General features: G+C 42.3%; 10 protein-coding genes. 7 read left to right on the top strand and 3 right to left on the bottom strand.

The features are described 5' to 3' along the window. The first annotated feature begins 2 nt into the window (after positions 1-2). Positions 3-2,399, top strand: a complete 2,397-nt coding sequence (locus tag BLP44_RS18080; protein ID WP_091134949.1) for a glycoside hydrolase family 31 protein — start codon at positions 3-5, stop codon at positions 2,397-2,399. Between the two features lie 274 nt (positions 2,400-2,673). On the opposite strand, the gene BLP44_RS18075 is transcribed toward BLP44_RS18080, so the two are convergent. Further along, complete coding sequence (locus BLP44_RS18075) at positions 2,674-2,973, bottom strand: DUF6965 family protein (RefSeq protein WP_091134947.1); 300 nt, start codon at positions 2,971-2,973, stop codon at positions 2,674-2,676. 383 nt (positions 2,974-3,356) lie between these two features. On the opposite strand from BLP44_RS18075, the gene BLP44_RS18070 reads away from it, so the two are divergent. After that, a complete protein-coding gene (locus BLP44_RS18070; protein ID WP_091134945.1) occupies positions 3,357-3,824 on the top strand; it encodes a JAB domain-containing protein in 468 nt (155 codons plus the stop codon). 428 nt (positions 3,825-4,252) lie between these two features. Here the strand turns inward: BLP44_RS18070 and BLP44_RS18065 are convergent, their stop codons facing one another. Continuing rightward, the gene (locus tag BLP44_RS18065; protein ID WP_091134943.1) at positions 4,253-4,546 is read right to left on the bottom strand and encodes a hypothetical protein; all 294 of its coding nucleotides are present in this window, start codon (positions 4,544-4,546) and stop codon (positions 4,253-4,255) included. Positions 4,547-4,847: 301 nt separating this feature from the next. Here BLP44_RS18065 and BLP44_RS18060 point away from each other — a divergent pair, with 301 nt between their 5' ends. The 3 genes from BLP44_RS18060 to mobC are packed head-to-tail and all read left to right on the top strand — an operon-like array spanning position 4,848 to position 8,527. Then, entirely contained in the window at positions 4,848-5,240 is a 393-nt protein-coding gene (locus tag BLP44_RS18060) for a plasmid mobilization protein (RefSeq protein WP_091134941.1), read from the top strand. Continuing rightward, positions 5,225-6,511 carry a relaxase/mobilization nuclease domain-containing protein gene (locus BLP44_RS18055; RefSeq protein WP_091134939.1) on the top strand — a complete coding sequence of 429 codons (1,287 nt, stop codon included), beginning with the start codon at positions 5,225-5,227 and terminating at the stop codon, positions 6,509-6,511. Before BLP44_RS18060 ends, BLP44_RS18055 begins: the two co-directional genes overlap by 16 nt. A gap of 33 nt (positions 6,512-6,544) precedes the next feature. After that, positions 6,545-8,527 carry a conjugal transfer protein MobC gene (gene mobC, locus BLP44_RS18050; RefSeq protein ID WP_091134937.1) on the top strand — a complete coding sequence of 661 codons (1,983 nt, stop codon included), beginning with the start codon at positions 6,545-6,547 and terminating at the stop codon, positions 8,525-8,527. A gap of 753 nt (positions 8,528-9,280) precedes the next feature. Here mobC and BLP44_RS18045 read toward each other — a convergent pair. Next, on the bottom strand, positions 9,281-10,795 hold the full coding sequence (locus BLP44_RS18045; protein ID WP_091134936.1) for a helix-turn-helix domain-containing protein: 1,515 nt from the start codon (positions 10,793-10,795) through the stop codon (positions 9,281-9,283). A 466-nt stretch (positions 10,796-11,261) separates the two neighbouring features. Between BLP44_RS18045 and BLP44_RS18040 the strand changes: the two genes are divergently transcribed. Continuing rightward, complete coding sequence (locus BLP44_RS18040; RefSeq protein WP_091134934.1) at positions 11,262-11,954, top strand: hypothetical protein; 693 nt, start codon at positions 11,262-11,264, stop codon at positions 11,952-11,954. Between the two features lie 13 nt (positions 11,955-11,967). Further along, positions 11,968-14,445: Ig-like domain-containing protein (locus tag BLP44_RS18035; protein WP_091134932.1), on the top strand; the 2,478-nt coding region annotated here is incomplete at its 3' end.

Here is a 14,445-nt window from a genome sequence, read left to right as displayed (position 1 = left end):
AAATGAAATTTATTTATCTATTAATTTGCCCGCTGTTTTTCTGTGCGGCCGGCTACGGCCAGAAATATGAGAAAAACAATCTGGGAATCAAGACGCAAGCAGATGGAAATACAATAGAAATTCAGTTTTACACTCCTTCCATTGTAAGAGTTGTAAAATATCCAACAGCGGGAGTCTATTCCAAAGAAAGCCTTTCGGTAAACATGAAACCGTCGGCAACTCCTTTCACAGTAAAAAGCCAAAACAGCCAATTGGTTTTAAAATCCGAAAGTCTGAATGTTACGGTGCAGTTTCCAAGTGGAGAAATCTCATTTGCAAGTTCAGGCCAGATCTTGCTTCGTGAGAAAAAAGAGGGAACAAAATTTAGACCTGTAAAAGATACCGATACCGATTCTTATACCGTATATCAAGCATTTGATTTGGAGAAAGAAGAACCTATATATGGTTTAGGACAGCATCAGAGGGGAGATTTAAACCAAAGAAATCAAAATTATCGTTTGGAACAGGGAAATACAGAAGATGCTGTGACTTTTTTTCAGTCGGTAAAAGGGTATGGCCTTTTTTGGGATAATTATGCTCCGACAGAATTTAAAGACAATGCCAATGGGACATCTTTTGAATCTCTTGTGGGTGATGGGGTAGATTACTATTTTATGTATGGTAAAAATGCCGATGGAGTAATCTCGCAAATGAGAAAGCTAACCGGAACAGTGCCCATGTTCCCCCTTTGGACCTATGGTTTCTGGCAGAGCAAAGAACGCTATAAGAGCCAGAATGAATTAGTAGGTGTAGTAAAAAAATACCGTGAACTGGGAGTGCCTTTGGACGGAATAATTCAAGACTGGCAGTATTGGGGGAATAATTATCTGTGGAATGCGATGGAGTTTCTTAATCCTGAATTTTCTGAGCCTCAAAAGATGGTGGATGAAATTCACGGTCTGAATGCCCATATGATTATTTCGATCTGGTCTTCATTTGGACCCAAAACAAAGCCTTATAATGAGCTGAATAGTAACGGAATGCTGTTTGATTTCCTAACTTGGCCAGAATCGGGCAGCGAAATTTTTCCTCCAAAAAAAGATTATCCTTCAGGAGTGCGCGTTTATGACGCCTACAACCCAAAGGCAAGAGACATTTATTGGAAATATGCAAGTGAAGGCCTTTTTGCAACAGGAATTGACGGCTGGTGGATGGATTCCACAGAACCAGATCATCTTTGGGTAAAGCCGGAAGATTATGATACCAAAACATATTTGGGGACTTTCAGAAAAGTGCGAAATGCTTATCCCCTTATGGCTGTGGGCGGGGTTTACGATCATCAGCGAAAAGAGACTTCAGATAAGCGGGTTTTCATTCTAACAAGATCTGCTTTCGCTGGCCAGCAGCGTTATGGTGCCAATACATGGACAGGAGACGTAGAGTCTAGTTGGGAAAACCTACGTGCACAGATTCCGGCGGGACTTAATTTTACCCTTACAGGCATGCCACATTGGAATTCAGATATTGGAGGTTTTTTTGCTGGTGCTTACAACCAAAAAGGAGAAGTTTCAGGAGCGGATAGCCCTTTGTTTCGCGAGCTTTATGTTCGTTGGCTGCAGTTTGGAGCTTTTAATCCGATGATGCGTTCTCATGGTACAGATATACCTCGTGAGATCTATAATTTTGGAAAGAAAGGGGAACCGATATATGATGCGATCGAGAAATTTATAAATCTGCGTTATTCCCTGTTGCCTTACATTTATTCGGCATCATGGGAAGTAACCCATAAAGATTCCAGTTTTATGAGAGCATTGTTTATGGATTTTGCCTCTGATAGCAAAACTTGGGATGTTAAAGATGAATTTATGTTTGGAAAATCTATTTTGGTTGCGCCGGTGGTTCAGGCCCAATATACACCGGAAAAAATAAAAGAAAGCCAGAATCAAAAGCAGAGCATAGATTTTACAGCAGAAAAATCAAGAATCGTTTATCTTCCTGCTGGAAGCGGCTGGTACGATTTCTGGACAAATGAAAAACTGCAGGGCGGTCAGGAAATTACCAGAAAAACAAAGCTGGATATGATACCGCTGTTTGTTAAGGAAGGCGCTGTTATTCCAATTGGACCTCAAGTGCAGTTTGCTAAGGAAAAAAAATGGGACAATCTTCAAATAAAAGTATATCCGGGAAAGGATGGTTTCTTTACCCTTTATGAAGATGAATTTGATAATTACAATTATGAAAAAGGTGCCTATACAGAAATTGATTTTACATATAATGATAAGCTGAAAAAATTAACGCTTTCCAATAGAAGAGGACAGTATAAAGGGATGTTATCTGAAAGAACTTTTAGCGTTGTGCTGCCAGATGGCACTAAAAAAGTTTTGGTTTATAAAGGAAAAAAAATAGAATGCAAACTTTAAGCAAGGAAGATATGCAGTTAAAAGGATATGTTATGCCTGCGATCTGATTGATGATCCGGAACTTATAGAAGAATATAAAAAGTATCATCTTGCAGAAAATGCACGCCCTGTTTCTTATTTCTTTTTGATTTGTCTGTTGCGTGTTAATTGTATTTTGAAATTTACAATCACAAATTATATTTTTAAAATAGAAAAGCTATACTCCAGATGCAGTAAGCAGGCTATTATCGAGTCCGTTTTTAGGCGGCAGTACTCATTCTTGACGGTAAGCGGCTTAGGCATGCGAAGTTTCCCCAGCGTTCTGTCTGTGGGCATTTTCCTCTAGTGCGCTTCCCTCCAATATGTTTTCTTCTGCGGAGGCCGCCGGGGGAGATATTTTTTTCATTAGAATGTAAAATTCTTTTAAGTGCCACCATGCCGGACAGCGGTCAGCAGGGCCGTTGAAGTTCCTGATTCCTATATAGCAGCTCTTCAGGAAAAGCTGCGTATCGGAGATGTATGCCCATTCGGTCCATTTCACTTCCTTGGGCGGCGGGCTGCTTTCAAAATGGCGTCTGATGTCTTCGTAATTCATGCTGCAAAATTAGATAAAAACGCCACATGAGGCAAGGCGGTTTTTGGCGTTTATGCCTTTATGAGATTGGATTCCTGCTTTCTTTCGCTCCACTGTCTTGAAGGCCAGCCCATTGCTTTTCCACTTTTTTTTAGTCTTGCTTTTTATGCTCTTCATTGGTTCAATACCTGCTAGTGTCAGCAGATTTTTTCAGCATAAGCCGCTTTCGGCACGAAGCCCTTTGAGTTTAATTCCATCACAAAGGTCGGGCACAGGAGGCAGGTTCGCCGCAAAAAATTCCCCCATAAATGCAGGACATCCGTCCTGCTTTATTGCGTTGCTTTCTGCGCTCGCTTTCCTCTGCCCGGTGCAGGTGCTGTTATTAATCTTAAATAGTAAAAGCCATGAAAGCAACAGAAAACAGCAGCTGGAAAACCGTATCGGAAATAGACCTGATATATAGAACAAAAGTGAAGAGCACCGACAGGCCTAAAATCACTTCCTCCAAATCCGCCTATGCAATCCTGATGGACTGCTGGGATCCCGACAAGATAGAATTCATCGAGCAGTTCAAAGTCCTGCTGCTCAACCAGTCCAACAGGGTGCTTGGCCTTTACCAGGCATCCTCGGGAGGCATCGCAGGGACTGTAGTGGATATCAGGCTGCTGTTTGCCTCTGCGCTTAAAGCCAATGCGGCGGCCATCATTATCTCCCATAACCATCCCTCAGGAAAGACCGCTCCTTCAGAGGCAGACAAAGCGATTACCAGAAAGATCAAGACCGCTGGCGAGTTGCTGGAGATCAGGCTTCTGGACCATCTGATCGTTACAGAGGAGAAGTACTACTCTTTTTTGGATGAAGGCGCCTTGTAGGCGCTTTTTTTTTTTTATAATTCTTTTTGCTGTTGTATTCGCCATACAGGCTTGGAATACTGTAAAATTGACGGAAGATCCTGTAAGGCATAACTATTTATATTGCTGTAAATTTGCTTTATACTGGTAATGGCACTATAAAATCAGTCAGAAAAACAGAGGACCGGCGGGGTTCGTCTGGAGGTTCTGTCCCAAATGATTTGGTTAATTACCTTATACTTTTCAGGCAACCGCCGGCCGCCTAAGGACTCCCTTTTTTAAGGGAGTTTTTTTTGTGCTAATTTTTTGCAGGGATTGCCTGCAGGACTGAAAATACAGGGTCAAAAAAAATTTAATAGGAGAGTGTTTTCGAAAGGAAAATATTGATGGCACTATACTACTTAAACAGCCTTTGGCAGGTTCCTGCTAAAGGCTGTTTATTTCTTCTTCTAACGTTTTTCTTCTGTTCCAAGAGCGCTTAGTTTTTCATTGAATTCGGTAAGGCCGGCCCTGCTTAAACAGTCTGCAGAAAGCTGTCTGAGTTCGCTGATGTTTTCTTCTGCAGTGCGCCGCAAAAGCACCGAAGGGCTGCCGTCGCTTTCCAGCAGTCCGCGTTCAATTACATGGCTTAGAAGCAGCACATTTTTTCGTGAAATCTTCAGATCAATCTTCACCTGTTCGTTCATGCCAGGAATACTCATTATAGTATCCAAAAGCTGGGCAGTTTCATTTTCTGTCAGCATAATTCCTAGTTTTTAAATTAATAATCTGCTGCTCCAAAGATAGGCAGAAGATGTAAAAACACCCCGTTCAAAATATGGATGGGATGGGATGTATTGCATAGCCTTTTCTACTTTTGCTGTCAGGATCCTGTAAAAAGGGCTTTTTTTAGGTTTTCCTTTTTTGAAAGCCTAAAGACTGCCACGTTCCTGCAGTCTGCCAGATGTCCGTTTGTTAAACAAACGAATCTGGCTGCCTGTTGCTCGGAACTCGCGGCAGTGAACATGGAAAGAGGATTGTTTGAAGAAATGAAAGGGAAACAAGATGGGAAAAGAGATTTTAAACAGAACGCGCATTGCGGCGGTGCGCTTTACCGCCGCCGAATATGAAGGATTAGAGAGAAGGTTCAAGACAACCGCATGCAGGCAGATGAGCGAATACCTCAGAAGCTGCCTTCTCAGCAGGCCTGTGACGGTAAAGCACCGGGATGCTTCGCTGGATGAATTCATGCTCGAGTTCATCCGCCTTCGAAAGGAGCTCGCCGCCCTTGGAAACAACTTCAACCAGAGCGTCAGAAGGCTCCATGCAATGCAGCATAATGCTGAATTCAGGCAGTGGATTTCAGAGACAGAATCGCAGCGTGAAAGGCTATTGGCCAAGACCGAGTCCATTGCAAGAATGACCGAAAAAATGGCCCGCAGATGGTTGCAGTCATAAAGACCGGACATTCGGTGCAGAGCATATTCCGGTACAATGAAAACAAGGTGAAGGAAGGCGCCGCCCAGTGCATCGGGGAAGGCAATTATCCGGCTCCTGTAAAGGACTTGAATCCTGCTATGAAACTCAATAGGCTTCTGCATCAGAATGCCCTGAACGGCAACGTCAGACGCAACAGCGTGCACATCTCGCTGAACTTCCATCCCTCTGAGAATTATTCCGCCGAAAAGCTTATGAAGATAGCCGATGCCTATATGGAAAAAATTGGTTTTGCAGAGCAGCCCTATCTGGTCTACCGCCATGATGATGCAGGGCATCCGCACATCCATCTGGTCTCGATAAAAGTCAGGGGGGACGGCTCGCGGATCGACATGCAGAACATCGGAAAGAACCAGTCGGAGAAAGCCAGAAAAGAAATTGAAAAACAGTTCAATCTGGTCAGGGCGGAAGGCAGGAAAAACCAGGGCATGGCACTTCTAAAGCCCGTTGCGGCAGGCAAGGTTTGTTATGGCAGGACGGAGTCCAAAAAAGCCATGTCAGCAGTGCTGAACTCAGTGCTTTTGAATTATAAATACACTTCTCTGGCGGAGCTCAATGCGGTGCTGCAGCTATACAATATTACGGCGGATAGGGGAAGCGGGGACTCAAGGATTTTTAAGTCTGGCGGACTGGTGTACCACATACTGGACAAGGGAGGCAAAGCAGCCGGAGTTCCTATAAAGGCGAGCGATTTTGCAATGAAGCCCACCCTTGCTTTTCTGGAGCAGCGCTATGCGCTGAACAGTGGCGGGCAGGCATTTGAAAAGAAGCGGATCCGCACCGCGGTTGATGCTGTTTTTTTAAGCCGGAATAGGAATATGAAAAAACTGGCTGCCGCGCTTCAGAAACAGGGGATAGATGCTGTGCTGCGAAAGAGCGATAAGGGGCAGCTCTACGGCATCACTTATGTCGATCATGTCACCAGATGCGTGCTGAACGGAAGCGCTTTGGGAAAAAATTATAGCGCCAAAGGGATTTTGGAAAGGTGCGGGGAAGGTGCCCTTTTAAGAGAGAACGGAGCAACTGACAGGGGGCTTGAGAAGGGACATGATAGACATGAGGAACAGAGTCAGACGGCTTCTGAGAAGGCTTATGAAAAGGCTTTAGAAGGCATTGCCGTTAAGACGCTTGACGGGCTTTTCAGACCCGAATGGCAGCCTGAAAATGTTCCAGCGGCATTGAAACGCAAACCCCGAAGAAAAAAGAAAAGGGGCGGCTCGGATCTGAACTGAAAAAGAAATCAATCATATTAAAATAGTGCAGCCATGCAGACGGGAGAAAATGAACAGGCGCTGAGAAAAATAATAGACATGACAAGGCTCATCAGCATCATCCTGCTGATCGGGCACTGCTACTATTACTGTTATGGAGCATTTAAATTATGGAATCTTACAGCAGGCTTCGGAGATAAGATTCTGGCATCGGTCTGCCGCACGGGTCTGTTTGATAATTTTTATATTTCCAAGCTTGCCGCGCTCGGTTTTCTTTTGATCTCGCTTTTGGGAGCCAGAGGAAAAAAGAATGAAAAACTTGTCTTTAAGACTGCTTTTTATAAGATGTTTTCTGGATTAGTGTTGTATTTTTCAAGCGGGCTTTTGCCGCTGGTTTTTACTGATAAGGTTATGGCCGCGGCGGGCTATATGGCGGTTACGGCTTTGGGATTTCTGCTCGTGCTTTCGGGAGGCACGCTGCTTTCCAGACTCATCAGAAACAGACTGGCTTTAGGGGATGTATTCAACAGCGAGAACGAGACCTTTCCGCAGGAGGAAAGGCTTTTGGAGAATGAATATTCTGTCAACCTTCCCGCAAGATATTTTCTGAAAAGCAAGCTGCGCTCCAGCTGGATCAACATCATCAATCCGTTCCGCGGGCTGATGGTTCTGGGCACGCCCGGATCCGGGAAATCCTATTTTGTCATCCGCCATGTCATCACCCAGCACATCGCTAAAGGCTTCAGCATGTTTGTATATGATTTCAAGTACGATGACCTTTCCAAGATCGTCTACAATACCTTTGAAAAATACAGGCATGTTTATAAGGTTATGCCCAAGTGCTATTTCATCAATTTCGACAATATCATGCACCGCTGCAATCCATTGGACCCGCAGAGCATGGAGGATATCACCGACGCTTCGGAGTCCGCCAGGACGATCCTGATGGGACTCAACCGCGAATGGATCAAGCGCCAGGGCGACTTTTTTGTGGAGTCGCCCATCAATTTCCTTTCTGCCGTGATCTGGTATCTCAGAAGATACAGCGGCGGGCAGTTCTGCACCCTGCCGCACGTGATCGAACTCATGCAGACCGATTACGACAGCCTCTTTACGATTCTTCGGACCGACAAGGAAATCGAGGTGCTCATCAACCCTTTTGTCAATGCCTATCTCAACGGTGCGATGGACCAGTTGGAGGGGCAGATCGCCTCGGCAAAGATTGCCATGGCAAGGCTCTCTTCGCCCCAGCTGTACTATGTGCTTTCGGGAAATGATTTCACTTTGGATATTAATAATCCAGAGGAGCCCAAAATCGTCTGCATGGGAAACAATCCGCAGAAGCTGCAGATTTACGGAGCGGTCCTATCGCTGTATGTCAACCGCCTGATCAAGCTCGTAAACAAGAAAGGCAAGCTCAAATCGAGCCTCATATTTGATGAGTTCCCCACCATTTATCTCAACAATATGGACAGCCTGATAGCTACGGCCAGAAGCAACAAGGTGAGCACCTGCCTCGGCGTGCAGGACTTCAGCCAGCTCCGGAAAGACTATGGGCGCGAACAGGCCGATGTGATCCTGAATATCACCGGAAACATCATCTCGGGGCAGGTTACGGGGGACACCGCCAAACAGCTTTCAGAGCGGTTCGGCAGGATCATGCAGCATAGGGAGAGCTTGTCAATAAACAGTTCCGATACGTCAGTCAGCCATTCCAGACAGCTGGATTTGGCAGTTCCGCCTTCTAAGATTTCGTCATTGAGTTCGGGAGAATTTGTGGGGATGGTGGCCGACAATCCGGACTGCAAGATTGAATTGAAGGCTTTTCATTCTTCAATCGTAAACGACCATGAAGCTTTGCGCAAAGAGGAGGAAGGATACAGGGAAATACCGTCTGTAAGAAAACTCGATAACGGCATGATCCAGCAGAACTTCGCGCAGATCAAAAGGGATGTGCAGGAGATCATCTGCACAGAGATGGACAGGCTTTTGAATGATCCCGCTCTGAAGCATCTGGTGGTGAAGAAGAAGAGGTGATGCGTTTTGGATTTTTCTGCGGAGCCTGATATAAAGGACTATCTGTATTTTGATTTTTATGGCGGCAGCCTAAAATGTTATTTGGGTGTTTCAAGTTTAGGAAAAAGAAGGTATATCTGCTAGGCCAATTGCAGCTGAATTAAGAAAAGAAGCTTCAGAGGAATCTGAAGCTTTTTTTAGTAGCCCTAACGGGATTCGAACCAGTGCTTTTTAATAGAGATTTGAACCTTCTATAGTGAGATATTTCTTTCTTTCTAAAGATTTTTTAATTGCGATTTTGGCCGGCGATGCTAAAATTGATTCGGTTAGCGAATTTGTTTAAATGGATAGACTATTTAAAAGTTAGTTAGTTAGTTAGTTAGTTAGTTAGTTAGTTAGTTAGTTAGTTAGTTAGTTAGTTAGTTAGTTATGTTTTAGCTGTAGAATAGATCGCAGACAAATGCGATTTCCAATACGCAATGAAATGTTAGTTTTTTTGTATGGGCTTTTCCCGCTATGTGTTCCAATTTTTTGTGCCGAACACCGGCACAAAAGGATTTCCACTGTACACGAGCGAAGTGAACTGGCGAAGTAATCGGGGCTGAAAAGTTGAGTCCTTTTTTTTTTTTCAATAATCATTTGAAAAGGTGTTGGCAAACTGTATAAGTTTCGAACCTAAGTTTCCCGTAGCTTTATTTCACTGTATTTCCTGTTCTCAAATGTGCGGGTTTGCGCCAGCTTTTTAGGCCGGTTTTTTTATTTGGGAATGCGAAATCAGGCATTAGTCCCATTTTCCAGATCTTTTATAAAATCAACGGGTGAGTGTCCTGTGATTTTTTTGAATGTAGTGGTAAACCTGCTGTGTGATGAAAAACCGCAGAGCTCAGCAAGATAGCTGATTTTGTATTTCAAAAAGTTTGGATCGTTACGTAAACGTTCTACTATGTAATTGATTCTTAATTCATTGATGTATCCTGCAAAATCTTTTTCAGTATTTTTGTTGATAACATAGGACAGATAGCGGTGATTAATGCCAAGTTCTGCGGCTAGTGTAGTTAAAGAAATTTCACTGTTGAGGTAAAAATGTGATGTCTCAGATTCTTTCAAACTGTTAAGAATGCTGTTTTCGGTCGCCTCAGACATATATTCTTTTGTACTCTCTTTTTTAGCCGTTTTACTTTTGGTGATACTGCTTGCAAAATTTTTGAAGTCCTGTTTTCTTCTGTAGCTGAAAAAAGCAATCGTAAGCAGAACAATTAAAATAAAAGCAGCGGTTATGATTATCGTGCTTTTTTTGTACTGGGTCTGGCTTTTGATTTGATTTTTATGAAGGGTTTTGATCAGATCATCTGCAATGGCTTTCCTGCTCTGTTCTTCATCCTTATGAAGTTTCAGATTCAATTCATTATAGGCGATGTATTTCTTATTGTTATTTTTTTTGTAAAAATCCATCAAAGAGTTATACACTTCCTGTTTCAAGGTGAAAAAATTCGACTGATCTGCAATGCGTTCCGCTTTGCTGTAGTACAAAAGGGCCTGCTGAAAATTGGCATTTTCAACATACACATTTCCCAATCCATTTAAAATAAAACCTTTAAGAGGACTTTCGGAAGACTGCGATGCTTCAAGTCCGCTTTTTGCCCTATTATAATAAAAGAGTGCTGAATCGGCATTCTTTAAAGAAAGATAATTTTTAGCGATAAGTTCATCGTTTACTGCAGTTTGGAAATTTAAGTCAATGGAAGGTCCGGCTTTTTTAAAGAGCATATTTCCATTTTTCAGCTGTTTGATCGCTTTCGGATAGCGCGAAGAATTCATTTCATAATAAGCGATTTCCTGTGAAAGATTTCCAAGAAATTTATACATCTCAGCCTTGTCTTTAATCTTTTTGCTTGCCTGAACCGCTTTGTTAAGGTACACTTTTCCTAAGCTGTAAATCTCATATTCTCGATGAAGAGTAGATAGAAAGCCATTGATTCTAGCCAATTGGGTATAATTCAAATCAGCGTTCGCAATGCTGTCGGCTTGTTTGAGTACTGAAACAGCTTCATTACGCAAGCCGTATTGGCGCAAAAGAGTGGCCCTTAAAATGTTGGCTTTAATGCGCTCAGTATTATTTTGGGCAATTTTATATAAATAAGCAGTATTGTTCAGGGCCTTTTTAGGATCAGAGCTTAAGAGAACTCTAGAGGTTTCGTCAAAAACTTTATCGTACTCTGAATTTTGGGAGTAACCGCAGATGCTAAAAATAAAAACGCAAAGAAATAGTAAAAATGATCTAACGTGCATATAATTAATTAAAGGGTAAAAAGCTGATAGTGGCTTGGGATAAGATAGCCTGTATTTTTGGCTATGCAATATTACAAAATAAAACGGCAGAGAAAGCAAGTAGTAATACTGTAATTATTCTCAAAATCCTTTCCATACAATATTCTTTCTTGAGGTTAAAATATGCGCGAATGGTGTTTTTTCGGGAGAATTGGCATCTCAAAGAAGCCGATTTGCATTTAATGCAAACTTTATCCCAGTAGTAAGAGTACGAATATTCAGTTATATCCTTTTCTCCTCTTTGAAAGAATTGCTGTTAATGTGTCTTTTTTAAATGTCTGTTTTTTAGTTTGTTATTTAAAATGTGAGAAAAAAAAGCTTTCGTTTTTGCGCTATAATGAAAGCATACGGGTTTTTAACGCTTGTTCTTAATGGTATTTTCGCGACCAATTAGCGAATAGCTTAATTAACTAAACTTTTTACGATCATGACTAATTACCTGACATCTTTCAAAAAAGAAAAAATGTTAATCTGCCTGCTGATCTGCTGTTTGTTTTACACGAATAGGTCGGCGGCTCAAAACAATTACAGCAATTCTCATCAGCAATTCTACAAGACAATTTCTTTTGGTGAAAAAATTGATTTCGGAGACATTGATGAATCTGCAGCTTGGACGATCACTAATGCCAAGAAAAATATTTACCTCACTTTGAGAGGCAGCGAAATTAATGCCTATGCATTTTCCGAACCTGGAGAATATGATATTACTTTTCGTGAAACCATAAAGCATGAAGGGGAGTGCAACCATGCCGCGCTGCCTAAGAACTTTCGCATAAAGGCTGAGTCTGTTAAAATGGCTTTTGACTTTTCAAAGATTTCATTTTCTGAGAAGGTAGTGAGAGGAAAAAGCTATTCAGATCTGATTGTTGCAGTTCCTGTAAAAATTTCTGTTAAAGAAAATACAGCCGCTAAATTGCCAGCGCCAGGCTTGTCCATTGCTGGAATTGGAGTATCAATGAAAGCTGAACCTTTAGAGAAGGAAATCATTCTAAGCAATACCACCCAATTGTTGAAATACAAAATAACAGGAACAGCTGATAGGGAAACGTATCTGATGTTTGATTTTTATGATTTCAACAATCAGGCGCAGACTTATAATCTTCCTCAAATAATAAAATAACAAACCGATAAGTATGATAAAAAACTACTTTAATTTAAATGGCGGCTTGAATTTACGAAAAGCAATTGCTTTGTTTTTTATATTTTTTATATTCAGCCACTTATCGAATGCACAATGTGCCACTCCAGTTGCTGGATGTTCAAATACTGATCTGTCTAATTTTGGTGCTGCATCAAATAATAATGCGGCAACAATTGAGTACGACAACTTTGTTTCAAGCTGGCATACCACAGTGGTAAGAACCTCTGATGGATCATTTCAAACTTGGGGAGAAACCATTTCCAATACAGGAACAAATGTTTTATCTCCGCTAACAATAAACAGGACCAATTTTCCGGCCTTATCGGTGGGAGCAGTACCTTTAAAAGTAGCACTAGGAAGCTCTTCTTCTAATAATGTTCAAGGTATACTTTTAGCGACAGATGGCTTGTATGCCTGGTCTAAAGTTGGGATGGTATTAGATGCATCCCTAACTGGCAATGCTACTTTTCAAAAGCTTACAATAGGCGGAAATGCAAATGGTCTGCCTGCAGGAGTAAACCCAGGAGATGTAAAAATGATGTTTGCAACCTATAGGACACTTGCAATCACTACCTGCAGCGGCGATGTTTGGGTAATTTCCCAAACTGCAGCGGTACGAGGAAATGGCGCAGCAGGAAATGCAACAAGCTGGTATAAAGTAAGAACCTCAGAGTCTGGAAATCCTTATTTAACGAACGTTGTGGCATGTAGAGGTAATAACGACGGGCTTATGGCATTAAAATCTGACGGTACGATTTATGTTTGGGGCGTTAGTGTATTTTTAGGAAACAACACGGCTGCCGCTAATCAAAATTATGCGGCACCAATGACGCTTCCTAGCGGAATTACGCCAAAAATGATTGGATCGACAGGTAGCGGTACGGCAAGGTCACATTATATTTTAGCTACAGACGGCAATTTGTACGCTTTAGGTGCAAATGCTAACGGCCAATTAGGAGATTGGACAGTTTCGCAAAGGCTATCATGGATTCAGCCTAGATACAACTCGACGTCGGGACCTGTCATGAATGACATTAAATGGTTTAGTCCTCAAGAACATGATGCGCAATATGCGGCGGTGAATGTTCTTACAGCAAACAATAAGATATTTGCTTTTGGCAACAGCAATGGTTCGCTTCTTGGACTTGGGTCTGGAACAATTAATAATCCCGCAAGTCCCGGAGGTTTAACAGGTTCGGATAGTATTCTGGCAGTTGAAACTGGAGGACACACTTCAATGCTGGTAAAGAGCTGCGAAACAAAGTTTGGTTATGTAGGTCATCGCATCAGCGGAAGTATGGGAGATGGAACAAATAATACAACAAATGAAACAAGCTATACTTTCGCAACAGCAAACGTGCAAATCTGCGGTGCAGAATCTAATCCTACAATTCAGCCTGTTTCCACGGGCAGCGGACCAGATTCAAAATATTGTGTAGATGATCCGGTTCTATTAAATCCAACTCCAGCAGGCGGAACTTTGACTATTCTCAACGGTCCGGGAACTTTATCTGGAAATACTTTGAGTTTTACAGGCGAAGGTACTGTTTCGGTTCAGTATTCTGTTACAGCTTCATGTGGAGGTACATCAGTAACAACGAGAAGTTTTGATGCTGCACTTTGCCCTGCCGATCTTCAAATTGCGAAAGTGGCAGATAATGCCGCAGCAAGTGTTGGAAGTAATATTGTGTTTACTATTACAGCCAAGAATAACGGTCCATATAAAGCTACAGGCGTAACAGTGAATGATGCGCTTCCTTCAGGATACACTTTTGTAAGTGCTGTACCCTCTGCAGGAACTTGGTCAGCGCCAAACTGGACGATAGGATCTCTTGCAAATGGAGCAAGCGCATCTTTAGCGGTTACTGCTACAGTAAATGCGACAGGATCTTATGCCAACACAGCTAGCATTATTGGAAATAATCCTGACAATACTGCCGGAAATAATTCGGCTACTGCTACGCCTTTAGTGCAGAGCAATCTTTCAGTTGTAAAATCGATAAACAATATGTCTCCAAATGTTGGAAGCAATGTCACTTTTACGATTACTGCTTCTAATGCTGGTCCTAGTGCGGCAACAGGAGTAAAAGTTACAGATAATCTTCCGTCAGGATATACTTTTGTAAGTGCGTCAGTTTCATCAGGAAGCTGGTCAGCGCCAGAATGGAATATAGGAAATCTTGCCAGTGGAGCGAGTGCGACCCTTACAGTGGTAGCAACCGTTAATGCTGGAGGCTCTTATACAAATACAGCAGCTGTTTCTGGTTTGGAAAATGATCCTGTTTCCGGAAATAATTCTAGTTCAGTTACACCAACCGTGAATCATAATCCAACAGCAGTTGCAGATATTTACACAGTTGCAGAAGACAATACGATTGCACTGACACCGCTAACCAATGACACGGATATGGACGGCGATGCGCTTTCCATAGTTTCCATCAACGGAACGGCGCTTACAGGCTTGGCCCAG

This window comes from Flavobacterium anhuiense, from assembly GCF_900101855.1.
In the GTDB taxonomy this organism is placed as follows: Bacteria; Bacteroidota; Bacteroidia; order Flavobacteriales; family Flavobacteriaceae; genus Flavobacterium; species Flavobacterium anhuiense.
Note: the sequence above shows the minus strand (reverse complement) of the source record. Positions and strands in the feature narration are given on the sequence as shown.

Coding starts and splice junctions, on each gene's coding strand:
- BLP44_RS18080 (WP_091134949.1), top strand. CDS start 3: ATGAAATTTATTTATCTATTAATTTGCCCGCTGTTTTTCTGTGCGGCC.
- BLP44_RS18075 (WP_091134947.1), bottom strand. CDS start 2,973: ATGAATTACGAAGACATCAGACGCCATTTTGAAAGCAGCCCGCCGCCC.
- BLP44_RS18070 (WP_091134945.1), top strand. CDS start 3,357: ATGAAAGCAACAGAAAACAGCAGCTGGAAAACCGTATCGGAAATAGAC.
- BLP44_RS18065 (WP_091134943.1), bottom strand. CDS start 4,546: ATGCTGACAGAAAATGAAACTGCCCAGCTTTTGGATACTATAATGAGT.
- BLP44_RS18060 (WP_091134941.1), top strand. CDS start 4,848: ATGGGAAAAGAGATTTTAAACAGAACGCGCATTGCGGCGGTGCGCTTT.
- BLP44_RS18055 (WP_091134939.1), top strand. CDS start 5,225: ATGGTTGCAGTCATAAAGACCGGACATTCGGTGCAGAGCATATTCCGG.
- mobC (WP_091134937.1), top strand. CDS start 6,545: ATGCAGACGGGAGAAAATGAACAGGCGCTGAGAAAAATAATAGACATG.
- BLP44_RS18045 (WP_091134936.1), bottom strand. CDS start 10,795: ATGCACGTTAGATCATTTTTACTATTTCTTTGCGTTTTTATTTTTAGC.
- BLP44_RS18040 (WP_091134934.1), top strand. CDS start 11,262: ATGACTAATTACCTGACATCTTTCAAAAAAGAAAAAATGTTAATCTGC.